Raw genomic sequence first — 22,946 nt, 5'->3', positions numbered from 1 at the left:
GGGAACCGAGGGGGAGGGAACCGTCAGGAGCCCGTCCCTGCCTCCAGACGCGCCGTGGTCGCCATGAGTGAGACGGCGAACGGGTGCCGTGGCGCGGTCAGGATCTCTTGGGCCGGGCCCTGTTCGACGAGTTCCCCGGCGTCCAGGACGGCGATGCGGTGGGCGACGGCCGCTGTGTCCAGGTCGTGGGTGATCAGCACCAGCGACAGGTCGTCGCGGTCGCGGAGCAGCGACAGCAGGACGTCGAGGATGCCCCTGCGGGTCACCGTGTCGAGCCCGGAGGTGATCTCGTCGCAGATGAGCACCCGGGGCCGGGCGAGGAGGGCGCGGGCCAGGGCGGCGCGCTGGAGTTCGCCGCCGGAGAGCTGCGCGGGGCGCCGGCGTACCAGCTCCTCGGAGAGTCCGAGGCGCGTGAGCGTGGTCAGCGCCTCGGACTCGGCCGCGCGGTCGTCGGCGCCGCGCAGCCGGATCGCCGTGCGGGCCACCTGGTGCAGGATCGGGCGGTGCTCGTCGAAGGCGGCGCGGGCGTCCTGGAAGACGTACTGCACGGCCGCCAACCGCTCCCGGCCGCGGTCGCGCAGACTGCGGGGCAGGGGAGTGCCGTCGAGGAGGATCTCGCCGTCGTGGTCGCGGTGGAGCCCGGCGAGGCACCGGGCGAGGGTGGTCTTGCCGCTGCCCGAGCGGCCGACGACGGCCAGGCACTCCCCGGCGCGCAGCGCGAGTTCGGGGGCGCGCACGGCCACGATGGTGCCGCGTGCGCCGTCGCGGTGGCGGGCGGTGAGGCCGCGTACGCGCAGTACGGGCTCGGTGGTCGCCGGGTCGGGCCGGTCGTGGGCCTCGGCGAACGATGGTCGGGCGTCGAGGAGTCGGCGGGTCCACTCGTGCTGGGGCGCGAGCCATAGTCTTTGTGCCGGACCCGACTCAACGACGCGCCCTTCCCGCATGACATGGACCTCGTCGGCGAGCGCCCGCACGACGTCGAGGTCATGGCTGAGCAGGACGACCGCGATGCCGCGTGCCGCGACCGCCGCCAACTGGTCGACGATACGGCTCTTGGTCAGGGCGTCCTGGCCCGTGGTGGGCTCGTCGGCGACGATGACGCGGGCACCGAGCAGGAGCGCCTGGGCGAGGACGACACGCTGCTGCTGTCCGCCGGAGAGCTGGTGCGGGTAGCGGCGCAACAGATGCTCGGCGTCCGGGAGTTGGGCATCGGCGAGGGCCTGGAGAACGCTCGCGCGGGCCGCCGCCCGGCGCTGCCCCCGGGGCAGTCGGCGCACGTGGGCGCGGGCGATGTCGGTGAGGAGCGCGGTGACACGGCGGGCGGGGTTGAGGACGGCCGCGGGGTGCTGCGGCACATAGCCGACCAGGTCGTCGGACGCCACGCGGACATCGCCGGTCACATGGGCGCCGGGCGGGTACTCGCCGAGCAGGGCCAGCCCGGTCGTGGTCTTGCCGCTGCCCGTGGCGCCCACCAGCGCGGTGACCTTGCCGGGCAGCACCCTCAGGCTCACCCCGTCGACGATCGCCCGACCACCGACCTCGACCCGCAGGTCCGCGATCTCGGCCACGGGTTCCGCTGCCACGGCATCCCGGCCGGCGCTGTCGTTCTGCTGCGTCACGCCCGTCGTTCCTTCCGTCCCCGGCGCCCGCCGGGTTTCTCCAGTGCGGCGTCGAAGAGGAGGTTGGTGCCCGTGGTGAGGGCGACGATCAGCAGCGCGGGCACCACCACGGCCCACGGCTGCACGAACAGGCCCGTACGGTTGCGGTCGACCATCACCGCCCAGTCCGCGGCGTCCGGCGCGACCCCGACACCGAGGAACGCGGCTGTGGCGACCAGATACAGCACACCGGTCAGCCGGGTGCCGGCGTCCGCGCCCAGGGTGCGCAGGATGGAGCGGCCCACATAACCGACGGCCACCCGCCACCAGCTCTCACCCTGGAGCCGCAGCGCCTCCACGACCGGCCGGGCGGCGGCCTCCGTGGCGGCGGCCCGCACCAGACGGGCCGCGTCCGGCACATTCACCAGCGCCACGAGGAGGGCGAGGCCGATGGCGCCGGGGGAGAACACCGAGGCGACCAGCAGGATCAGCAGCAGCGACGGTACGGCGATCAGCACGTCCAGGGGCCGCATCAGCAGCTCCTCAAGCCAGCGCCGATGCGTCAGCGCGGCGGCCAGACCGACCGGCAGCGCGACGAGATACGCGAGCGCACCCGCGCCGAGCGCGGTCAGGACGACCGGCCGACCGCCGTGCAGTACCTGCCGCCACACGTCCCGGCCCACGAAGTCGGTGCCGAGCCAGTGCCCGTCGCCGAGCGTGAACGACGCCGTCCGTGGGCCCGGTTCGCCCGCGAACACCGGTCCCAGCAGGGCGAGGACGAGAGGTACGGCGATGACCGCGACGCCGAGCGCGAAACGGCCCGTACGCCGCCGCCCGGCAGCGGCGGCCGTGCCGGCCTCCGTGACCGTACCGGCCGTCACGCCGCCACCCCCGCCCGAGGCGCGAAGCGCCGGGCCACCACGTCGGCGCCCAGGTTGAGGACGACGGTGAGCACGCCGAACACCACGGCGAGGCCCTGGACGACGGGTACGTCGCGTTCCGCGACGGCGTTGAGGAGGACGGTGCCGAGTCCGGGGATCACGTAGAGGGCCTCCACGACGATGACGCCGCACAGCAACCAGTCGACGGTGCGGGCGAGTTGCTGGGCGGCCGGGGCGACGGCGCCCGGGAGCGCGTGCAGATAACGGACCCGGGCGTCCGCGAGGCCGTACCGGCGGGCGTGGGCGACGTACGGCGAGGCGAGGGCGTCGACCATGCCGGCGCGCACGAGGCGGACCAGGGAGCAGACCGGCCGGGACAGCAGGACGAGAATGGGCAGGACCAGCGCGGCCGGGTGGGCGAGCAGGTCGGTGCCGTAGCCGACGGCGGTCGGCGGCAGCCAGCCCAGCTTCAGCGCGAACACGGTCACCAGCAGCACCCCGAGGGCGAACTCGGGGACCGCGTACACGGCCAGCGTGACGGAACTGACCAGGCGGTCGACGAGCCCGCCCTCGTGACGGGCCGCCAGCACGCCGAGCCCGAAACCGATCGGCACGAGCAGCGCCACGGTGAGCGCGGCCAGCAGCAGGGTCGGCCCGAAGCCGTCGGCGATGTACTGGCCGACCGGGCGGCCGGAGGCCAGGGAGGTACCGAAATCGCCGTGCAGCAGCCCGATCGCCCAGTCGGCCAGCCGCTCGTGCACCGGCCGGTCCAGCTGCATCGCCTCGCGGATGGCGGCGATACGCGCCGGGTCAGGCTGGTCCCCGGCGAGGGCGACCGCGGCGTCGCCCGGCAGCGCCTCGGTGAGCGCGAAGACCAGCAGCACCACGGCCACGGTCTGCGCGACGCCGAGGAGCAGCCGCCGGGCGACGAAGGAACGCAGTCCGCTCACGCGAGCCACACCTTGTCGAAGCGCGCCCAGTCGAGCGTGTTGGCGGGGGCCTTGGTCTCCACTCCCTTCACATTGCGGGCCGTTCCGAGAATCCAGTCGGCGAAGCCCCAGATCAGGAAGCCGCCCTCCGCGTACAGCCGGCGCTGCATGCGCTTGTAGACGGCGGCCCGCTCCGTCTTGTCCCGGGTGGACTGCGCCTGCTGGTACAGCGCGTCGAAGTCCTTGTGCTTCCAGTGGGTGGCGTTGGTGGTGGAGTCCGTGAGCAGCCGCTGCGAGATGTGCGCCTCGATGGGCATGGCGCCGGAGCGGTAGCAGGCCAGGGTGCCGCCGTCGAGGATGTCGGCCCAGTACGAGTCCTTGCTGCCCATCTTCACGTCGATCGTGACACCGGCCTTCGCGGCCTGGTCGCGGAAGATGCTGGCCGCCTCCGTGAACCCGGCGGCCACGGCCGACGTGTCCAGCGTGACCTTCAGCTTCTCGGCACCGGCCTGCTCCAGCAGGGCCTTGGCGCGGTCGAGGTCCTGCTCGCGCTGCGGGAGATCGGCGGCGTAGTACTCGTAGCCCTTGCCGAACAGGTCGTTGCCGACCACGCCCGCCCCCGAGAGCGCGCCGTCGACGAGCTCCTTCCGGTCGACGATGAGGAAGAACGCCTCACGCACCCGCTTGTCGTCGAAGGGCGCCCGGTCGGTCTTCATACAGAACGCCTGCATGGCGCTGTTGCGCAGCCGGACGATCTCGATCTGCCCCTTGCCCTCATGGGCCCGGGCGGTGGTCGGGTTCAGCTCGTGGGCGTACTCGACCTGGCCGCCGAGAAGCGCGTTGGCGCGGGCCGACTCCTCGTTGGCGACGACGAATTCGAGCTCGTCGAGGTGCGGGGCGCCCTCCCAGTACGCGTCGTAGCGGCGGAAGACCGCCGAGCGGCCGGGGGAGAAGGACACGAAGCGGAAGGGGCCGGAGCCGATCGGCTTCTTGTCGAAGTCGGAGGCGTTCTCCCCGGCGTTCTCCGGGACGATGTACGCGCCGAACGCGGCCAGCACGTTGGGGAATTCGGCCGTCGGCCGCTTGAGCACGAACTCGATGCTCCGCTCACCGGTGGCCCGGCTCGCGTTGAGGTCGATGGGTTCCAGGGAGGCCTTGGCGCGGAATGCCTTCTCGGGGTCGGAGATCCGCCGGTAGCTGTAGAGCACGTCCTTCGCGGTGACCGGCTTGCCGTCGTGGAAGGTGGCCTCGCGCAGGGTGACCTGCCAGCGGTCCAGCGCCTTGTTCGACTCCCACTTCGCGGCGAGGCGCGGCTGGGCGGACAGATCGGCGCCGTAGTCGGCGAGCTTGTCGTACAGCGCCTTGGCGCGGGCGACATCGGCGAACAGGTTGGCGAGGTGCGGGTCGAGGGTCTCGCTGGCACCGCCGCCAGCGAACGCGGCACGCAGCCGTCCGCCGCGCTTGGGGGTGCCGTCGCCGCCGCTCTGGTCGGCCGTGTTCTCCGTGCCGCCGCAGCCGACGAGGGCGAGGGCGGCGGCCCCGGTGGTGGCGGCGAGGAAGCCGCGCCGGCGCAGCCCGGAAAAGCGTTCGTCGTACATGACAGTCCCTTTGGAGTGTGATGGATCAGCGGGTGGTGCGCAGGCGCGCGACGAGGTGGAGTCGGTCGGCATCGGTCACCTGGCCGGGCAACTCGCCCTCCTGCCAGGGCGGTTCGGTACGAGGCCCCGGACCGTCGTGCAGTTCCAGGACCTCGAAGCCGTGCGCGGCCAGGACGTGGCGCAGTTCCAGCGGAAACAACAGCCGCCAGGCGGACCGCTGTTCGACGGGCGGTGCTCCGTCGTCCGAGGTCCAGACGCGCATGCGGCGCAGGAGTTGGGCGGTGCGGTCCACCGTCAGGGTGGTGGTGGACCGGTAGGCGGTGCCCTGCCAGATGAAGGCGTTGACGGTCGGGGTGTCGAGCAGGTCGGTGCGGCCCAGGAAGTAGGCGCCGTTGCGCATCTCCGCGACCAGCAGCCCGCCGGGGGCGAGCGCGTGGCGGCAGGAGGCGAGGAAGCCGTCGAGCTGGTCGTCGGTGTGGCAGTACAGCAGGGAGCTGTCCAGGCAGACGACCACGTCGAAGGCGGCCCGGCCGAGGTCGAAGCCGTGCAGGTCGACCCGCACGTACGCCGGCCCGGGGTGCTGGGCACGGGCGTGGGCCAGCATCGCCTCGGAGAGGTCGGCGCCCGTCACCGTACGGCCGGCGCCGTGCAGATGGGCGGCGTCACGGCCGGTGCCGCAGCCCATGTCCAGCACGCGCGGTCCGGCGCCGTGGCGGCGCAGACAGTCCTCGGCCCAGCGTCCGGCGAGCCGGTCGGGGTCGGGGAACCGGGCCTCGTACAGCTCGGGGTTGTCGGTGAGGGGGTTGCCGGTCGTCATGCGCTGCTCCTCTCACCGGCGGGAGCGGACGCGACCGGCGCCGGATCCGCGGGGAGCGCGCCGAGCCGGTGCAGCCAGGCCACCCCGCCCGCCGAGGCCAGGCCGAACAGGGCGCAGCACGCCCATGGCAGCCAGGCGTGGCCGCCGCGTTCCCCGGCGTCCATGGCCCACCCGACGAGGGTGTTCCCGACGGCCGCGGCGACGCCGGAGACGACGTAGAAGATCCCGAAGTACGTGCCGGTCAGCTCCGGCCGGCCGAAGCGGGGGATCAGCTCCATGACGAACGGCGAGGCGACCATGAGCCCCAGGTAGAGCAGCAGCGCGCCGAGCAGGACGGGTACGGCGTCGAGCCACCCGGCGGACCCGGCACCCGCCCCCAGGGCCGCCGGCAGGAACGCCAGCCCCGTGACGGCGAGCCCGAGCGCGATCCAACGCGCCCTATTACCACGGGACTTGAGCGACTTGGTGATGCGCAGCTGAAGCGCCAGGTTGGCGAGGGTCCCGACGAGGAAGACCAGACCGGCGGCGCCGTCCCAGCCGGTGGCCGCGCGGGCCCCGGCGGGCAGCAGCAGGTACAGCTGGTTCTCCAGGGTGAACATGCCGACCATGGCGAGCGCGAACGCCAGGAAGGCCCGGTTGCCGAGCACCTCGCGCCAGTCCCCGAGGACACCGCTGCCGCTCGGCTCCACCTTCCGCGCGGGCAGCACCAGGGCCTGCGCGACGGTGAGGACCGCGAAGATCCCGGCGGCGGTCAGCGCGGACGTACGGAAGTCCACGAGCAGCAGCACACTGCCCAGCAGCGGACCGATCAGGGCACCCGTCGTCGCGAACACGTTGAACAGCGCGAACGCCTCCGCCTTGCGCTCACCGGCCTCCTGCGCGAGATACGCCCGCACGGCCGGATTGAACAGCGCGCCCGCGAGCCCGCTCAGCACGGACGCGGCCAGCAGTACCGCCGGCCCGTCGCCCAGCGCGAACAACCCGAACCCGACCGTCCGCAGCGCGCATCCGGCGATGATGACGCCGCGTGCCCCGAGCCGGTCGGAGGCCGATCCGCCGATGATGAACAGCCCCTGCTGGCTGAGGTTCCGGACGCCGAGGACGATGCCGACGACCGCCGCCGACATACCCAGGTTCTCGGTCAGATGGGTGGCGAGATAGGGGATGAGGAGATAGAAGCCGATGTTGACGCCGAGCTGGTTGACCAGCAGGAGGCGGACGGCGAACGGGAAGCTGCGCATCTCATGCCACGTCTTCACGGCGCGCCTCCTTTCTCGGCCGAACTCCCAGACCGGGCAGCCCACTTGTCCGTACGAACCCGTCGCCGCCCCCGATACCGGTCCACGGGTCGTGGGCCAGCAGCAGATGCCCGTCGAGGTCGACCCAGCGGGCGCGGTCGGCGAGATGCACGGCGGGTGCCAGCCCGAGGCTGCTTGCGGTCAGACAGCCCAGCATCAGCTCCGTCCCGCTGCCCTCGATCGACTGGGCGACACGCCTGGTGTGGCGGTGAGTTGTCTATTGTCGAGCGCTTCGAGGGTGCCCGATGTCTCCGGTACGAGGAAGCCGACGGCGGCACTGCGCAGGCCGGTCTCCCGGCGCCGCAGGTCGGGCTCGCGGCCGAGGGCCACCTCGACGGCGGCCGCGGCCAGGTCGATGCCGGTGACATGGCGGATCAGCTCGGTGATGCGGTTCCCGGCGGGCCGGGGGTTGACCTCGACGACGCGCGGCCCGGCCGGGGTCAGCTTGATCTCGGTGTGCGCCACGACACCGTCGGTCAGCCCGAGCGCCTTCAGCGCGCTCAGCGCGGTCTGCTCGGCGGCCCCCCTGTCGGCCGCCGTCAGAGCGGCGGGGAACATGTGCCCGGTCTCGATGAACGCCGGCGCCCCGCCGATGCTCTTGTCGGTCACGCCCACGACCTGGACCGCCCCCGCGTACGACACGGTCTCGACACTCACCTCGGGACCGGTCAGCAGCTCCTCGAGCAGCACGGCGGGCACCCGCCGCTGACCGCGCGCGTTGAGCGGAAAGTCGGCCAACGCCCATACGGCTGCCGCGAGTTCGGCCTCGTCCTCCACCCGCCGTACGTACATGCCCGCGCACAGGTCGACGGGCTTCACGACCAGCGGATAGCCGATCTCCCGCGCCGCCCGGGCGAGGTCGGCCCACTCCTCATGGAGGGCGAAACGCGGTCCCGGCACCCCCGCGTCGGCGAGTACGCGGCGGGTGGCGTCCTTGCGGCAGGCGTCGTGGACCGCCTCCGGACCCGGGCCGGGCAGCCCGAGGTGACCGGCGATCCGCGCCACCGTCGGCAGGTAGTAGTCGCAGGACGAGATCACCCCGTCGAACCCGAGGACCGAGTGCAGCCGGGCGACCTCCGGGAGGAGGGTCTCGGTGTCGTTGGTGTCCGCGGTGACCACGTTCCGCGCGCCGAGCAGCGGATGTGCCGTTCCCTCCGGGGCCGAGCGCAGATAGTGGTGCAGGTCGCGGGTGAGGAAGGTGAACTCGTGCCCGCCCTCCCGAATCGCGCGTGGCAGCAGCCTGCTCATCGATCCGACCCAGCTCTCGACCACCAGCAGATGAGCCACAGCTCCCCTTTTCGTGCGGTGCGGTTCAGGCGTCAGGGCAGCCCGACGAAGCTTCGACGAGGAGGCGACCGGCTTGACACCCCCACCTTATCGATAATCATTTTCATTGTCATGTGGTTGTTGTGTGTGGGCTGTGTGGGGGAGTTCGAGGTCGCTATCCGATCTCGACCACGCGGGCCCAGTCGGGCGGTGAGTCCGGTACGTAGTCGGGGTCGTTCTCGTCCCACGAGTCGTCCGAGTGCGGCCGTGAGAACAGGCCGACCACGGTCCGGCACGGCGGTCGGGTGGCGGGCCAGGGGGTCTGTCCGTCGGTGAGGACGACGATGACGTCGGGCGGGGACTGGGCGCGCAGGGCCGCGCGGAAACCCGTACGCAGATCCGTGCCGCCGCCACCCACCAGGGGGATGCCCTGGGCCCGGCACAGCGGATGGGCGATCCGGGCATCCGCGTCGCACGGCACCACGGTGACCAGGTCGCGCCGGCCGCCCAGGGCAGCGGAGATCGCGGTGACCTCCAGGAGCGCGCTGCCCAGTTCGGCGTCACTGACCGACCCCGAGGTGTCGATGACCACGGAGACCCGGGGCGGCCTGCGCCGCAGGCTCGGCAGGACGACCCCGGGCACCCCGGCCGAGCGCCGCGCCGGCCGCCCGTAGGTGTAGTCCTCGCCCGCGCCGGAGCCGGACGCTGCCGAGCGGACGGCCGCGCCCAGCAACTCCCGCCACGGCTGAGGCGGATGGAACGCCTCCTCCGCCCACCGCTGCCAGCCCTCCGGGGCGCTTCCCGGCCGGCCCTTGATGCCCTGCGCCACCCGGAACCGGACCGCGTCCCGTTCCTGCTCGCTCAGACCGTGCGCACCGTCCGGGCCGAGGTCCCACTCCCGTTCCAGCCCGTCGGCGCCGCTGCCGCAGTCCAGCCAGGCCAGTGCCTGCATACGCGGCCCCAGCCGGATGTCGTCCAGATACTCCTCCATGAGCTGCCCCTCGGCCAGCCGGAAGGTCGAAGGCATGACCACGCCCTTGGGCTTCACCAGCCCGTCGCCGTACACGTCGTCGTTGATCTCGCAGTCCGCGGCGATGTTCATCCGCAGCCGTACCCCGGCACCGGTCAGCCCGCGCTCCCGGGCGACCCGGTCGCCACGCCCGTGATGGTCGCGCAGCAGATGCGACACCTCGTGCACCCATACGCCCGCCAACTCCTCCACCGGCGTCCGGTCCACGAAGACCGGTGAGACATAACACCGCCAGTACCTGTCCACGGCCATCGTCAGCACCTGCCGGTCCTCGACGGGGTGCAGCGCGAACAACGCCGACGCCAGATAGGGCCGGGCCCGGGCCGCCTGCAATCGGGCGGTGAACAACTTGTCGCGGTCCAGGGGTCGCGCCGGTGTCGTCGCGGGCGGCCTGGTCTTGTTTGTCTTTGTCCCGCACGTCCTTGTCTCGGCCGCTCTGGCCTCGGCGGTCCTCGTCTCGTCCGTGCTCATCGCGCCGCCCTCGCCGCGCTCTTGGCCCGGGCCGCGGCCTCGTCCGCTCGGCGGGACAGGGAGACGACTCCGGCGAGCTTCTCGATCGACTCGGGGACGTCCCAGTCCTCTCGGCGCAGTGCGGCGAGGGTGGTCGCGGGGACGACCACCAGGTCCGGGGCGCCTGTCTTTACCGCGTGGACGAGCAACGCCCACGCGGCGTCCCAGCGGGACTTCTCGGGGCGGTTGCGCACCGCCGCTACGACCCCGTCGAGCACGGCCTGGCGCAGATCCCCCCGCTCGGGCAGTACGGCACCGGTCGGGTCGGCGAGCAGGTCCTCGGGATCCGGGAGGTCCAACCGGTCCAGACTGGCCAGCAACTCCAGCCCCGGCCCGTCTCCCACGGTGCCCCTGACCAGCAGGGAGAGTACGTTCCGGGAGACCCCGGAGGCGGTGGCGAAGGCTATCAGGTGCAGGGTCATCTCCCAGCTGCGCGGCGACGGCCAAGGGCCGCCCCGGCGGCTTTCGCTGCTGGGCAGCTGGTGTACGAGTTTGGGGCGGGCGGCGAGCAGCCCGCACACCGCGCGACGGGCGAAGTCGACGGCTTCCGCGAGCCGTTCCGGGTCGAGCCGTGGCAGAGTGGCCCTGGGCCAGGTCCCGCCGAGGCCGCGTACGACGACCTCGTGGTCGTGGGTCCACTGAAGGTGTACGAACCGGTTGGCGAGCGGCGGGCTCAGCTCCCAGCCGTCGGCGGCCGAGGACCGCGGATTGGCTGCGGCCACGATCCGGACGCCGGGCGGCAGTTGCAGCGCGCCGATCCGCCGCTCCAGCACCAGCCGGAGCAGCGCGGCCTGTACGGCCGGGGGCGCGGTCGACAACTCGTCCAGGAACAGCAGCCCCCGCCCGGCCCGCACCAGCCGCACCGCCCAGTCCGGCGGCGCCATCGGCACCCCCTGCTCCGCCGGGTCGTCTCCCACGATGGGCAGCCCCGAGAAGTCGGACGGCTCGTGCACGCTCGCGATCACGGTGGTCAGCGGAAGGTTCAGCGCCGCGGCGAGCTGCGTCAACGCCGCGGTCTTGCCGATTCCCGGCTCACCCCACAGCAGTACGGGCAGATCGGCGGCGACGGCCAGGGTCAACGCCTCCAACTGTGTGTCGGGGCGAGGCTCGGTGGTGGTCGTACGCAACAGGCTCAACAGGTCGCCCGCGACGTCGAGTTGGGAGGAGTGGACCTGGTCGGTGTCAGGGGCGGAGAGGGCGCTGGGCAGGGCGAACGGAGTGCAAGTGGGCATGTTTGATCACCTTTGGGTGTGTGAGGAAACGCGTGGGTGAAGGAGCGCGGAGGCAGGCCCCCGCCGTGAAGCGATGCGAACGGGTATTTGTGTGTGTGGGACAGCCCCGGGTCAGAAGAACGTGGCGTTGCGTGAGCGGAGCTCGCGGGAAGGGCGACGGCGGTCGCTGAGGCGGATACGGCGTGGGCCGGGGCCGGTCAGGCCCGACCTGTACAACCCGTAGGTGATCCGCCGGCGCGCGGCCTCCTCCAACTCGTCCCGCAGCGCGCCGTCGCGCAGCAGTGCGTCGGGGCCCAGCAGACCCTCGACGACGGCCAGCGCTCCGGCGATGTCGCCGTGGTCGAGGCGTTCCCGCACACCGGACAGGCAGTCCGGGCGGCGGTGCGCCTCGTCGATGGCCTGCAAGCAGGGGAGCGGTGTACCGGTCAACGCGACCAGCAGTTCCTCCCGCCGGAGCTCGGCCGGGTCGTGGTCCAGCGGGGCCAGAACGCCGTCGACCAGGCCGATCCGATGCTGAACTCCCCGGCAGTCCACGAACCGCGGCTGCCCTGCCCGTTCCCGCGCCCGGGCCGAAGCCGACGGAACATGATCGGGTACGAGCGCGGAGGCGACCAGCGGATGCAGCCGGTCGACCTCGATCGCACCGGAACGGATCAGTTCCAGGTCGGGCAGCACCCAGGTCGCCGCGTCGGGCAGCACCGGCAGCGAACTGCAAGCCCTGTCGTCGCCGTTCACCCCCACGATGCGCGGCCCGGGCGGCCCGAGCCCGACGCCCAGCGCCACATGCAGCACCAGCCGCCGCCGGACCCCGAACCGCACCAGGACGGCACCCCCGGACCGCCCCTCGGCACGCAGCACGATCCCCGCCTCCTCCGCCCACCGGCCGACGGCACAGCCCCGCTCCGGCGGCACGAGCCCCGACAACTCCGGGTCCCGTACGGAAGGTTCGGCGGTGGAGGGCGGCACCTCGGCCCCCGCCCGGATCCGCAGTTCACCCGCCCTGCGCGCGTCCCACAGATGCCGGTGCAGATCGAAACGGAACCGCCGACTGGGACGAGGACGCGGATGCCGACACCTGTCGACCTCGCCGCGGGACCCGTCCCACAGCGCGAGGCCGATCCGCTGACCGGCGTCCGCCCACGCGGGCGGGGTCCGGACCACGAGATGCACGGGATACGGCCCGTCGCGTCCGGCGGCCTCGTACCGGGCCAGAGTGACGGTCAGGCCCGGCCGCAACAGCCCGTCGGGAGCGACCCTCGGCATGTGCCAGCGCAGCAGATCGGGCGCCAAATGCCGTAGGTCGTCCCGAAGCCGGGCCGCGACATCCTGGCCGTATTCGTGTGCCACGGTACGCGGATTGAGGTCGACATCGATGCCTGCGGCAGCACACGCCCCCGCCCAGTCGCCGACAGCACGGCGAGCGGTGGCGGTCTCGATCATCGACGGCGGCACGGCGAACTCGCGCACGCGCAACCAGTAGGAAAGGCGGGAATCCCCGTTCGCGATGTGAGTGAGCATCAGCACTCACCTTGCGCGGACGGAACCCCCGATCTGTCAATGGAGTGAGTCATCATCGCGGTGATCATAACGCCCACCGCCTCGATCGCACACAGGTTTTCGAGGCGAGCGAGGAAACCATGTGCCCATGAACCCCCTCACGGCCCAGGCCATCAGCACCCGGCGGCTGGACCTGCTGCCGCTGCACGTCGAGCACGCCGAGGAGATGGCCGCGGTGCTGTCCGATCCGGCCCTGCACGCCTTCATCGGCGGCACCCCGGACACTCCGCAAGCCCTGCGGTCGCGCTACCAGCGCCTGACCGCGGGCTCTCCCGATCCGGCCGTCTCCTGGCTGAACTGGGCCAGCCACCACCATCGGCGCGGTACTCGCCCGCCCCGACCGCCTGCCGGTCGCCGCCCTCGGCGACGGCGGTGCCCGTTCGGGCAGGCCAGGTATCACATCGAGTACTACCAGCAGGAGTACGCCTGGACGGCCGAGGACGTACGCATCCTGGTGACGGACCTGTTCGAGGCCTTCGACCGGCTGGTGCGCGAGGGGAGGGTGTACCGGCGGGATGCGGAGGTGTTCTTCCTCGGTGACGAGCAAGCTCGACAAGGTGATCACCGACTCCGCGTCGGCGGCCCCTGAACACCGACCTGGCGCGCATGATGCGCGCGGCCGTGCTGCCGCCGGGCGCCGAGTTGGAGGCGGAGTACCGCGGTGGCCGCCATACCGTGACGGTGGACGCGGACGAGTATCTCACCCTGCCCAGCGGTGACCGTTACAACACCGCGGACGAGGCGGGGAAGGTGGTGCGGGGCACCAGGAGCTGTTCCGGCATGGCCTTCTGGCACGTCGCTCTGGACGACGGACGCCGCCTGTCCCTGCGGGAGCTGCGCGGCGAGGCCCAACGGGACGGGCGGCTCGCGTGATGCCGCCGTTCGAGTGGTGACGGCCGGGGCACGGGCGTACCGTCGAACAGTGGACGCAGGAGTGGACGGGACCGTTCGCCGACCTGTGTGACCTTCTGTGACCTCTGTCGAGTGACACGCGGCGATCGCCATGAGCAGCAGCCCGCAGCCGAGTTCTCCGGCCGGGACCACCACCCAGGAATCGGGTGGTGGCGGGAGTGCGATGGCGTTGCTGGTCATCGCGTCGTGCCAGCTGATGGTGGTGCTGGACATCACCATCGTGAACATCGCGCTTCCGAACATCCAGAGGTCCCTGGACTTCTCGACCACGAGCCTGTCCTGGGTGGTCAACGCGTACACCCTGACGTTCGGCGGTCTGTTGCTGCTCGGCGGCCGGGCCGGGGACATCCTAGGGCGGCGGCGGGTCTTCATCTTCGGTGTCCTGCTCTTCGTCCTGGCGTCCCTGCTCGGCGGCTTCGCCCAGAACTCGGGTCAACTGCTCGCCGCCCGCGCCCTCCAGGGCGTCGGCGGCGCCATCGCGTCCCCGACCTCCCTCGCGCTGATCAGCACGACCTTCCGCGAAGGCCCGGAACGCAACCGGGCGTTCGGGGTGTTCGCCGCGGTCTCGGCCGGCGGCGGCGCGATCGGGCTGCTCGCGGGCGGAGTGCTCGTGGAGTGGCTGAACTGGCGCTGGGTGCTCTTCGTCAACGTACCGATCGGACTGCTCATCGTCCTCGCCACGCCCCGCTGGATCCGCGAGTCCGAACGGCACCCCGGGCACTTCGACATCACCGGCGCGCTCACCTCCACCGCGGGCATGGTCCTGCTGGTCTACGGGTTCATCCGGGCCGCCCAGGACGGCTGGCGGGACGCGGTGACGCTGGCCTCGTTCGCCGGGGCCGTCGTCCTCCTCGCGGTGTTCGTGCTGGTGGAGAGGCGCTCCCGGCAGCCGATCACCCCGCTGCACATGTTCGCCGACCGCAATCGCGCGGGCACGTACGGCATCATGCTGTGCCTGGCCGCCGCGATCTTCGGTATGTTCTTCTTCCTGACGCTCTTCGTGCAGAACGTGCTGGACTTCAGCCCCCTGGCCACCGGGTTCGCGTTCCTGCCGGTCAGCGCGGTCATCGCGGTCGGCGCCGGGCTGGCGTCGCGGTTCCTGCCCGTGTACGGGCCCAAGCCGTTCATGGTGGTGGGCGCGATCCTGTCCGCGGCAGGACTGGCCTGGCTGACGCTGACCGATGTCCACTCCACCTACACCGGCAGCGTCCTCGGCCCGATCCTCGTCTTCAGCCTGGGCATGGGCATGGAGTTCGTCTCGCTGACCCTGATGGCGCTGTCCAACGTCCGCACCCAGGAGACCGGCGCGGCCTCCGGGCTCCTCAACGCCACCCAGCAGGTCGGCGGTTCACTCGGTCTGTCCATCCTCGTCACCATGTTCGGCACGGCCAGCACCAACGAGGCCGCGGAGCAGATCCCCCGCTTCCTGTCCCAGGCGACCCCGGCCGAGCGCCTGCTCTTCGAACGCACCGGGCAGCTCCCGCCGCCCTGGTCCGACGAGATCCTCACCGCCGGGGTCTCGGCCGCCTTCATCATGGCGGCCATCTTCACCGTGATCGCCGCGCTGATCGCCCTCCTGGCCATCCAGGTCCGGGAGTCCGACCTGGACCGCCTCAAGGGCGGGACGGGGCCCGGCCAGGTCTGACCTCAGGACACTCTCAGGACACCGTGCAGGTCGAGCCGTTGAGGGCGAACGCCGTGGGACTGGGGTTCGTGCTTCCCCGACTCGCCGTGAAGCCGAGAGTCACCGAGCCGGCCGCCGGGATGTTCGCCGTGTACGACGCGGCCGTGACGCTCACCTCGGCGCCGGACTGGGTCGCGGTGCCGCCCCACAGGTTGGTGACGCGCTGACTGTCGGGGAACGTCCAACGCAGGGTCCAGCCGTTGATCGCCGAGGTGCCGGTGTTGCGGACGACGATCTCGCCCTGGAAGCCGCCGGACCACTCGCTCGTCACCCGGTAGCCGACCGCGCAGGCCGCCATCGAGCCGCCGGAAGTGGTGGTGACGGTCACCGTGCCGGAGCGCGGGGAGCGGTTGCCGGCCGAGTCACGGGCGTACACAGCGAAGACGTACGACGTGGCCGGGGTAAGGCCGGTCAGCGTGGCGGAGGTGCCCGTCGTGGTCGTCGCGGCGGTCTCGCTCGTGCCGTTGACGCGGACCACGTCGTAGCCCGAGACACCGGTCGCGTCCGTCGCGGCGGCCCAGGTCAGCGTGGCGGACGAGGAGGTCACCGCCGAGGTGCTCGGGGTTCCGGGGGCGGTCGGGGGAGTGGTGTCCCCGCCGCCGGACGAGGAGTAGATCGCGGCCTCCCTGGCGGTCGCGGCGATACCGTTCGCGCCGTTGAAGAGCCGCTGACCCCAGCTGGTGAGCTGGTTCGGGTCGAAGTTCGTGACCATGTCCAGATACTCGACGCCACCGCCGTTGCCGCTCCAGGACCAGCCGAGGTAACCGAGGCCGAGCCGCTGGGCGGTGGCCAGGACGGCTTCCTCGTCGGGGTTGCCGTCGGAGTGGTCGTGCCCGAACTCGCCAACCACGATGGGGAGTTTCGCGGTGACGAAGCGGCCCAGGTAGTCGCTGATCTCGGCGGCCGTGTCGAAGACGCCGTACATGTGGATGGAGAAGACGGTGTTGGCGTCCGGATCGGCGGCGAAGACGGAAGCCGCGTTGTCGCGCATCGTGAACGCCCAGTCCTGGCCCCAGTTGGGCGCGTCGACCATGAGCGTGTGGTCGAAACCGGCCGTGCGCAGCTTCTGGATCGCCGCCTTCGTGTCGGCCGTCCAGCTCGCGTAATTGTTGTTGCCGTACGGCTCGTTGCCGATGTTGACGATGACGTAGTCCTCCTGACCGGTCAGCGCGCTCTGCACACTGATCCAGTAGTCGGCGGCGCGCGAGAGCGTGACGGCACCGCTCTGCTCGCCGTACCCCGTCGTGTCGTGCACCTCAAGGACGCAGATCAGCCGGTTCCGCTTGCACTCCGCGACGACGTTCGCCACGTCGGCGGTGTCGTTACGGGTCCACCGGTCGCCGCTGGAGAGGACCACGCGGACGGTGTTGGCGCCCTTGGCCTTGATGTGGGACAGGGAGCTGATCCGGCCCGCGTACCAGGTGTGGGCGTGGTTGACGCCCCGCATCACGAAGTCGTTGCCCGACCGCTCCAGCAGCCGTCCGTTCTCGACACGGAAACCGGTGGGCGCCGCCTGGGCCGGCGGACCGAGGGCGAACAGGGGGAGGAGCAGCCCCAGAAGGGCCGCGGCGACCGCGGTCACATGGGGGATGGCCGGGGTACGGGATCTCATGGTGGCTCCAGGAGAGGGGAGTTGGGGAGGAGGCCGGTCACGCGTGTGGGCAGCGGCCGGTCGAGCTCCGCACCGGTCGTCAGGAGGTGGCGGCCCGCGCCGTGCAGCCGACAGTTACCGACGGCGTCCCGGCCGTCGACGAAGTGGTGGCGACGAAGCCGAACGCGGCGCTCGCACCGGGTGCGAGGGTGCCGTTCCAGCCGGCGTTGGAGACAGTGGTGGTGCCGTCGGACGCTGAACCGAGCGTGCCGTTCCAGACCTGGGTGAGCCGCGCGCCGTCGGCCGGTACGACGGTCACGGTCCAGCCCGAGACGGAAGAGGCGGACGTGTTGGTCACGGTCACCTCACCCTGGTAACCGCCCTGCCAGACGTTCACGGCCCGGAAGGCAGCCGTGCAGGAAGGCTCGCCCTCACCGGGGTCGTCGGGGTCACCGGGGTCGTCCGGATCCTCCGGAATCCCCGCGTCCAGCGTCGCGCTCAGTGCCGGATACCAGCGCGCGGCGATCTTGTCGTCCCCGGAGGCGTTCGGATGCACCCCGTCGTACGTGTCCGTGGCCGTACTGAATCCCGTCCACTGGTCGACGACAGTCACCGGCGAGCGGCTCGTGGACGTCGCCCGGGCCCAGTCCGGGATCCGCGCGTTGAAGTCCACGACACGCTGCGCGCAGCCCGCACAACTGCTGGGGTTCATCGGGATGATCTGCGCGACGAGGATCCGCATGTCCGGGTTGGAGGCCCGCATCTGCCCAACCAGCTTGGTGTAGGCGGCGAGGATGCGGTCGGGGGCGATGCTGCTCCACACATCGTTCGTACCGAAGTGCATGACAACGATGTCCGGAAGCGTCGCGGCGAGCCGCCCGGGCAGCAGGTCCTGGTCGGCCACATTGGTCACCAACTCGCCGCCGTGCCCCTCGTTGTCGCCGTCGTGCGCCACCCCGCAGCCCTGGGGGCCGAGGGTGCCGACGAAGTCGATGTTCGTGTAACCGGCGTTCTGCAACTGGTTCCACAGCGCGGCCCGCCAGCAGCCGGGCGAGCCGGTGATCGAGTCGCCCAGCGGCATGACGCGCACCGGGTCCGCCGCCGTATCCACCGCCCTCGGCGCGGCTGCGGCGGGCGACGCGAGAGTCAAGGGCGCGAGCAGAGCGGCCAGCAGGCCGAGAAACGGAATGATCAGTAAGCGTGAGAGTCCGGTGCTGTGCATGATGTTCCCTTCCCCGAGTGAGATGGGAGCGCTCCCATCGGAACATGCCACTGTTGTCATTAACGCGTCAAGACAAGTGCGCCGACGGACCCAACGCACTTGCGCCAAAGGGAAGTTGAGCTCTTAAGAAACGATCACCTTTTCGGTATCTTTCACGCGCTACTTCATTCGCACCCGCACCCGCACCACCAGCGACACTCCCACTTCGAGTGGAGTTCGAGTCCCGGTCGGCCTCAGCGTCTCTAATCAGCTAAGCGATCCTGAGTCGGATTGAGTTTCAGGGATCGTTTCCCACCGTGGCGGGGTGACATGGGTGTGGAGGTTGAATCCCGCGCCCAGTACTGCCCCTTGTGGCCGGTGTCGGCGGGATGGGGGTCCCCCCACCCGCCGACACCGGCCCAGAGGGGCGGCACTGGGCGTGGGCTTCCACCTGCACGCCCACGCCACCCCACCCAGGTGGACACGACCCGTGCCAGACACCACGTCTTGCATAGGATCGCTTAGCTGATCAGAGACGCTGTGGCGGTGCTCTGAGTACTCCGGACGGATCGACTGAGTATGTAGTCCGATACCCCGCCCCGGGTCCGCTGATGGACTGTCATCATGAAGACGCAGACCACGAGGCCCCGACCCCTGCGAAACGTCACCGCCACGGCCACCGCCACCGGTTCGGCCCTCGCGGTGGCGCTGCTGCCCCTGGTGGTCGGGGCGCTGGTGGCCCGTACGGCCGGCGGCGACCCGATGGCCTCGGTCAACGCCCTGATCACAGGTGGCGGGCAGCGGGCCAAGATGTCGCGCGGCCAGTTGCGCGGCTGCGGGGATCGGGCGCTCGCGACAGCGCGGAGCTGTCGTCGTCTGGCCAGGAGAGGCGGCCGGTGACACCATCGGACGGATGGTTGATGCAGGTGAGCGTTCCTCCGTCTGGCGCCATCGGGAGTTCCTGCTGTTGTGGGGTGGCCAGACGGTCAGCGAGATGGGCTCCCACGTCACCGTTCTCGCACTGCCGTTGGTCGCCCTCGTGCTGCTGGACGCCTCCGCGTTCCAGGTCGGTCTGCTGGCCGCGGCGGAGACCAGCGCGTATCTGCTCGTCGCGCTGCCGACCGGGGCGATCGTGGACCGGGTCGCCAAGCGCCGGCTGATGATCTGGTGCAACCTCGCGTTGCTCCTGGTGATCGGCTCGGTGCCGCTGGCCCACGCCGTCGAGGCACTGACGCTCGCTCAGCTCTACGCCGTGGCATCGGTCTCCAGCGTGCTGTCCGTGTTCTTCACGGTGGCGTACCAGAGTTATCTGCCGGTGCTGCTCGATCGTGATCAACTCATGGACGGCAACAGCAAGCTCGCCGCCTCGCAGTCCGTCGCACAGATCGCCGGACCCGGGGCGGGCGCGGGCCTGGTGACGCTGGTCGGCCCCGCGGGGGCGATGACGGTCGACGCGCTCTCCTTCGCGGTGTCAGCGGGCTCGCTGACGGCGATCCGTACCCGCGAGCCGCGCCGACCGCGGAGCGAACCCGACCGACGGCCCACACTGCGGTCGCAGATCCGCGAGGGGCTCACCTACGTGACCCGCGACCCCATCCTGCGCAACTCGGTGGCCTTCAACGGCACCGCCAACTTCTTCGTGATCATGGTGGAGACCCTCGGCCCGCTGTTCCTCATCCGCACCCTGCACCTGCGGCCGGGCATGGTCGGGCTGCTGCTGGCGCTGGGGGCCGTCGGAGGGGTGGCCGGTGGTGTGGCGGCACAGTACCTCGCCCGGAAGGTCGGCTCGGCGCGGATCAGCTGGATCGCGATGACCGTGCTGTCGCTGCCCGGACTCCTCATCCCGCTGGCCGGGCCCGGCTGGTGGGTGCTGCTGTTCGGCATCGGCTGGATCTCGTGGACCTTCTCATCCACCGTCGCGGGTGTCTCGCTGACCAGTTACCGCCAGGCCGCCTGCCCGCCGGACATGCTCGGCCGGGTCAGCGCCGCCGCCCGCTGGATCACCTGGGCACTCTGCCGTTGGGCGGTCTGGTCGGCGGCGCGCTCGCCACCACCCTCGGCGTCCGGACCACGCTGTGGATCGCCGTCGCAGGCGGCTGTTGTGCGGGACTGTGGCTGTTCTTCTCACCGCTGCGCGGTCTGCGGGACATCCCTCTCGGAAAGCTCGCGCCCGCCGTCGGAATGCCGTGACACCACCGCATGAGGTGGTGGATCAGAACGCGGTTGCGGATTCCGAGGCGATGGACGCCGGAACGGCGACTGTGAGGCGGCGCGAGCGGCTGTGCGGCACGCGGCGCAGGTTCAAGCCAAGCAGGTACCGGGGTGCGCCGGGCACGGCGTGAACGGGGCGTCTTCGCGTCCTGGAGATGCGGAAACCACCGGCTGAGGCAGACGGACGGCCACGATGCGCGCCCACGCCGGGTGCCTGCCCCGGCCCCCGGCGCGGAGGGCGCGCAACGCCGAGGGGCCGCCCGAGGACGGCCCCTGGTCACTGCCGGGTCACCAGCGTGGAAGCCTCCGCTCGTACCCCGGCTGGATCCGGCGCATGTACCCGGTGTCGTCCCGCGCACGTACCCCCGAGTCCACATACAACCTGTGCAGCCGTTCGAGGGCGTCATGGTTCAGCTCCACGCCCAGCCCGGGGCCCGTGGGGACCGCGACCTCCCCGTCCCGGAACTCCAGTACGCCGGGGACGATCACGTCGTCCGCCGAGTTCCACGGGTAGTGCGTGTCGCAGGAGTGGTCGAGGTTCGGGATGGCCGCCGCGACATGGGTCATCGCGGCGAGGCTGATGCCCAGGTGCGAGTTGGAGTGCATGGACAGCGCGATCCCGAACGCCTCGCAGACGGCGGCCAGTTCACGGGTACGGCGCAGCCCGCCCCAGTAGTGGTGGTCGGTGAGCAGCACCTGGATCGCGTTCTGCTCGATGGCCGGCTTCAGATGCTCCCAGGCGACCACACACATGTTGGTGGCCAGCGGCATCGGCGAGTCCTTCGCCACCTCCGCCATGCCGGGAATCGTGGCGGTCGGATCCTCCAAGTACTCCAGTACGCCGTCCAGTTCACGGGCCACGTACTTCGAGGTCTCCACCGTCCAGGCCGTGTTGGGGTCGAGGCGCAGGGGCTCCCCGGGAAAGGCTTCCGCGAGCGCCTTGATCGCCGCGATCTCCTCGTCCGGCGGGAAGACACCGCCCTTGAGCTTGAACGAGCGGAACCCGTACCGCTGTCGCATCAGCCGCGCCTGCTCGACGACCCCGGCCGGGTCCAGGGCCTCGCCCCAGTCGTCCCCGACCGCCGGGCGGCCGTCGAGCGCCGGGTGCTCGGCCCACTTGTAGAAGAGGTACGCGGCGAAGGGCACGGTGTCACGAACCCGGCCGCCGAGCAGATCGCTGACCGGGCGGCCGAGCAGTTTGCCCTGGGCGTCGAGGCAGGCCACCTCGACGGCCGAGGTGGTCCAGCCGCGCTCGTGCGAGCTGGGCACGGTCGGCAGCAGGGCGCCGTCGATCGCGGCCGTGACGGCGGTGGTGTCGAACACGTCCATACCGGCGACGACCTTCGCGGCGGCCGCGAGCCGCTCCAGCCGTACGGTGCCGCCCGTCGACTCGCCGAGCCCCACCGTGCCGTCCTCCAGGACGAGTTGGAGGACGACCCGCAGGGCGAGGGGCTCGTGGACGCCGTTCGAGTTGAGCAGCGGCGGGTCGCGGAAGGCGATCGGGGTGACGATCAGCTCCTTGATCCTGGTGGGACTCATGCGCCGACCACCTCCAGGCCGTGGTCGATCAGCTTCGCCAGCCGGGCGACATGCTCCGGCGCCGGATCGACGAGCGGCGCCCGTACACCGCCGACGTCCAGGCCGCGGAGGGTCACCCCGGCCTTGATCAGCGACACGGCGTATCCCGGCACCTCGTCGCGGAGTTCGACGAGCGGGCCGTAGAACTCGTCGAGGAGCGTGTCGACCAGCGCCTCGTCGCCCGCCCCGAGTGCCCGGTGGAAGGCGAGGGCGATCTCGGGGGCGAAGGCGAACACGGCGGAGGAGTACAGGGCGACGCCGATGCCCTGGTACGCGGGTGCGGTCATCTCGGCGGTGGGCAGCCCGTTGAAGAACTGGAAGCCGTCCGTGCCCGGTACGGCCCGTACCGCGCGCACGATGCGGTGCATACGCTCGATGTCACCGATGCCGTCCTTGAGCCCGACGACCCCGGGCAGGGCGGCGATCTCGGCGGCCGTGTAGGCGGTGAGCCGTGCCGTACCGCGCTGGTAGAAGACCACGGGCAGACCGGTGGCCTCCGTGACTTCCTTGACGTACCGCACCAGCCCCTGCTGCGGTGCGCTCACCAGATACGGCGGCAGCAGCAGGATGCCGTCGGCACCGGCGCGTTCGACCCGGGCGGCCTGGTCCCGGACGACCAGGGGCGGACCCCCGGCGGCGGCCAGGACGGGAACCCGTCCGGCCGTCGCCTCGACCGCCACCCGCGTGGCCCGCTCGATCTCGTCGGGCGTCAGCGCGTGGAACTCCCCGGTACCGCAGGCGACGAACACGCCTCCGGCACCGGCCGCGACCCCGGCCTCGATGTGCTGCGCGAGCCGTTCCTCGTCCAGCGAGCCGTCCGAGCCGAACGGCGTGACCGGGAAGAACAGCACTCCTTGGAACTTCATGTCTCCCTCAAATGTGGGGGGTTGGGCCTGTCCGGCGGATCAGGCCGATTTCGGGAAGGGGTGCCGGATGGGCACCGGTGAGCGGGGCCTGGTGCGTGCAGCTGCAAGGCGGAGGAGGGCGTCGACGCGATGGGGGCCCCTCCCGCTCGGGCGCAGTCGAGAGTGGGGGAGTCGGCAACCGACGACA

At 71.4% G+C, this 22,946-nt stretch carries 19 protein-coding genes and 1 pseudogene; 5 read left to right on the top strand and 15 right to left on the bottom strand.

What is annotated here, in order from left to right:
- Positions 1–23 precede the first annotated feature (23 nt).
- The 11 genes and pseudogenes from F3T56_RS02545 to F3T56_RS02495 all read right to left on the bottom strand — a co-directional run bounded on the left by F3T56_RS02545 (position 24) and on the right by F3T56_RS02495 (position 12,677).
- Positions 24–1,619: an ABC transporter ATP-binding protein gene (locus F3T56_RS02545; RefSeq protein ID WP_149822996.1), complete on the bottom strand. Its 1,596-nt coding sequence runs from the start codon at positions 1,617–1,619 to the stop codon at positions 24–26.
- Positions 1,616–2,479: an ABC transporter permease gene (locus tag F3T56_RS02540; protein ID WP_149822995.1), complete on the bottom strand. Its 864-nt coding sequence runs from the start codon at positions 2,477–2,479 to the stop codon at positions 1,616–1,618. The genes F3T56_RS02545 and F3T56_RS02540 overlap by 4 nt, the downstream gene beginning before the upstream one ends.
- Positions 2,476–3,429 carry an ABC transporter permease gene (locus F3T56_RS02535; RefSeq protein ID WP_149822994.1) on the bottom strand — a complete coding sequence of 318 codons (954 nt, stop codon included), beginning with the start codon at positions 3,427–3,429 and terminating at the stop codon, positions 2,476–2,478. The genes F3T56_RS02540 and F3T56_RS02535 overlap by 4 nt, the downstream gene beginning before the upstream one ends.
- Complete coding sequence (locus F3T56_RS02530; RefSeq protein WP_149822993.1) at positions 3,426–5,006, bottom strand: ABC transporter substrate-binding protein; 1,581 nt, start codon at positions 5,004–5,006, stop codon at positions 3,426–3,428. The genes F3T56_RS02535 and F3T56_RS02530 overlap by 4 nt, the downstream gene beginning before the upstream one ends.
- Positions 5,007–5,031: 25 nt before the next feature.
- Entirely contained in the window at positions 5,032–5,823 is a 792-nt protein-coding gene (locus F3T56_RS02525; RefSeq protein WP_149822992.1) for a class I SAM-dependent DNA methyltransferase, read from the bottom strand.
- Complete coding sequence (locus tag F3T56_RS02520; protein ID WP_149822991.1) at positions 5,820–7,082, bottom strand: MFS transporter; 1,263 nt, start codon at positions 7,080–7,082, stop codon at positions 5,820–5,822. Before F3T56_RS02520 ends, F3T56_RS02525 begins: the two co-directional genes overlap by 4 nt.
- Positions 7,066–7,317 (bottom strand): annotated as a pseudogene (locus F3T56_RS02515) (dipeptide epimerase); the annotation flags it as partial. The gene F3T56_RS02520 and the pseudogene F3T56_RS02515, both read right to left, overlap by 17 nt.
- On the bottom strand, positions 7,278–8,408 hold the full coding sequence (locus tag F3T56_RS02510) for an ATP-grasp domain-containing protein (RefSeq protein ID WP_246203351.1): 1,131 nt from the start codon (positions 8,406–8,408) through the stop codon (positions 7,278–7,280). The gene F3T56_RS02510 and the pseudogene F3T56_RS02515, both read right to left, overlap by 40 nt.
- A 154-nt stretch (positions 8,409–8,562) precedes the next feature.
- The gene (locus F3T56_RS02505) at positions 8,563–9,888 is read right to left on the bottom strand and encodes a vWA domain-containing protein (protein ID WP_149822990.1); all 1,326 of its coding nucleotides are present in this window, start codon (positions 9,886–9,888) and stop codon (positions 8,563–8,565) included.
- A complete protein-coding gene (locus F3T56_RS02500) occupies positions 9,885–11,159 on the bottom strand; it encodes an AAA family ATPase (RefSeq protein ID WP_149822989.1) in 1,275 nt (424 codons plus the stop codon). Before F3T56_RS02500 ends, F3T56_RS02505 begins: the two co-directional genes overlap by 4 nt.
- A 111-nt stretch (positions 11,160–11,270) precedes the next feature.
- The gene (locus F3T56_RS02495) at positions 11,271–12,677 is read right to left on the bottom strand and encodes a hypothetical protein (protein WP_149822988.1); all 1,407 of its coding nucleotides are present in this window, start codon (positions 12,675–12,677) and stop codon (positions 11,271–11,273) included.
- Positions 12,678–12,804: 127 nt separating this feature from the next.
- On the opposite strand from F3T56_RS02495, the gene F3T56_RS47365 reads away from it, so the two are divergent.
- The 3 genes from F3T56_RS47365 (at position 12,805) to F3T56_RS02480 (ending at position 15,273) form a co-directional block, all read left to right on the top strand.
- A complete protein-coding gene (locus F3T56_RS47365) occupies positions 12,805–13,305 on the top strand; it encodes a GNAT family N-acetyltransferase (protein WP_246203349.1) in 501 nt (166 codons plus the stop codon).
- 17 nt (positions 13,306–13,322) lie between these two features.
- Positions 13,323–13,589 (top strand): restriction system modified-DNA reader domain-containing protein, encoded by a 267-nt coding sequence (locus F3T56_RS02485; protein WP_149822987.1) that lies wholly within the window; start codon positions 13,323–13,325, stop codon positions 13,587–13,589.
- Positions 13,590–13,791: 202 nt separating this feature from the next.
- Complete coding sequence (locus tag F3T56_RS02480; RefSeq protein ID WP_149823190.1) at positions 13,792–15,273, top strand: MFS transporter; 1,482 nt, start codon at positions 13,792–13,794, stop codon at positions 15,271–15,273.
- Positions 15,274–15,286: 13 nt separating this feature from the next.
- Here F3T56_RS02480 and F3T56_RS02475 read toward each other — a convergent pair whose 3' ends face one another.
- Together F3T56_RS02475 and F3T56_RS02470 are read right to left on the bottom strand one after the other, a co-directional pair.
- Positions 15,287–16,924 carry a cellulase family glycosylhydrolase gene (locus F3T56_RS02475; RefSeq protein WP_149822986.1) on the bottom strand — a complete coding sequence of 546 codons (1,638 nt, stop codon included), beginning with the start codon at positions 16,922–16,924 and terminating at the stop codon, positions 15,287–15,289.
- 79 nt (positions 16,925–17,003) lie between these two features.
- Positions 17,004–18,125 (bottom strand): GDSL-type esterase/lipase family protein, encoded by a 1,122-nt coding sequence (locus F3T56_RS02470; RefSeq protein ID WP_149822985.1) that lies wholly within the window; start codon positions 18,123–18,125, stop codon positions 17,004–17,006.
- Positions 18,126–18,728: 603 nt separating this feature from the next.
- Here F3T56_RS02470 and F3T56_RS02460 point away from each other — a divergent pair.
- Entirely contained in the window at positions 18,729–19,004 is a 276-nt protein-coding gene (locus F3T56_RS02460) for a hypothetical protein (RefSeq protein WP_246203347.1), read from the top strand.
- A gap of 13 nt (positions 19,005–19,017) precedes the next feature.
- On the top strand, positions 19,018–20,307 hold the full coding sequence (locus F3T56_RS02455; protein WP_246203346.1) for an MFS transporter: 1,290 nt from the start codon (positions 19,018–19,020) through the stop codon (positions 20,305–20,307).
- Between the two features lie 296 nt (positions 20,308–20,603).
- On the opposite strand, the gene F3T56_RS02450 is transcribed toward F3T56_RS02455, so the two are convergent.
- Entirely contained in the window at positions 20,604–21,854 is a 1,251-nt protein-coding gene (locus tag F3T56_RS02450; protein ID WP_149822983.1) for a glucarate dehydratase family protein, read from the bottom strand.
- Entirely contained in the window at positions 21,851–22,759 is a 909-nt protein-coding gene (locus tag F3T56_RS02445; protein WP_149822982.1) for a 5-dehydro-4-deoxyglucarate dehydratase, read from the bottom strand. The genes F3T56_RS02450 and F3T56_RS02445 overlap by 4 nt, the downstream gene beginning before the upstream one ends.
- Between the last annotated feature and the right edge of the window lie 187 nt (positions 22,760–22,946).

The sequence above is a fragment of the Streptomyces tailanensis genome (assembly GCF_008386495.1).
GTDB classification, from domain to species: Bacteria; Actinomycetota; Actinomycetes; order Streptomycetales; family Streptomycetaceae; genus Streptomyces; species Streptomyces tailanensis.
This window is presented reverse-complemented; position numbering and strand designations above follow the sequence as displayed.

Bases quoted from the DNA above. Each gene is read 5' to 3' on its own strand.
- F3T56_RS47365 (WP_246203349.1), top strand. From the start codon at position 12,805: ATGAACCCCCTCACGGCCCAGGCCATCAGCACCCGGCGGCTGGACCTG.
- F3T56_RS02525 (WP_149822992.1), bottom strand. From the start codon at position 5,823: ATGACGACCGGCAACCCCCTCACCGACAACCCCGAGCTGTACGAGGCC.
- F3T56_RS02500 (WP_149822989.1), bottom strand. From the start codon at position 11,159: ATGCCCACTTGCACTCCGTTCGCCCTGCCCAGCGCCCTCTCCGCCCCT.
- F3T56_RS02530 (WP_149822993.1), bottom strand. From the start codon at position 5,006: ATGTACGACGAACGCTTTTCCGGGCTGCGCCGGCGCGGCTTCCTCGCC.
- F3T56_RS02460 (WP_246203347.1), top strand. From the start codon at position 18,729: ATGAAGACGCAGACCACGAGGCCCCGACCCCTGCGAAACGTCACCGCC.
- F3T56_RS02470 (WP_149822985.1), bottom strand. From the start codon at position 18,125: ATGCACAGCACCGGACTCTCACGCTTACTGATCATTCCGTTTCTCGGC.
- F3T56_RS02450 (WP_149822983.1), bottom strand. From the start codon at position 21,854: ATGAGTCCCACCAGGATCAAGGAGCTGATCGTCACCCCGATCGCCTTC.
- F3T56_RS02475 (WP_149822986.1), bottom strand. From the start codon at position 16,924: ATGAGATCCCGTACCCCGGCCATCCCCCATGTGACCGCGGTCGCCGCG.
- F3T56_RS02455 (WP_246203346.1), top strand. From the start codon at position 19,018: ATGGTTGATGCAGGTGAGCGTTCCTCCGTCTGGCGCCATCGGGAGTTC.
- F3T56_RS02485 (WP_149822987.1), top strand. From the start codon at position 13,323: ATGATGCGCGCGGCCGTGCTGCCGCCGGGCGCCGAGTTGGAGGCGGAG.
- F3T56_RS02480 (WP_149823190.1), top strand. From the start codon at position 13,792: ATGGCGTTGCTGGTCATCGCGTCGTGCCAGCTGATGGTGGTGCTGGAC.
- F3T56_RS02505 (WP_149822990.1), bottom strand. From the start codon at position 9,888: ATGAGCACGGACGAGACGAGGACCGCCGAGGCCAGAGCGGCCGAGACA.
- F3T56_RS02495 (WP_149822988.1), bottom strand. From the start codon at position 12,677: ATGCTCACTCACATCGCGAACGGGGATTCCCGCCTTTCCTACTGGTTG.
- F3T56_RS02445 (WP_149822982.1), bottom strand. From the start codon at position 22,759: ATGAAGTTCCAAGGAGTGCTGTTCTTCCCGGTCACGCCGTTCGGCTCG.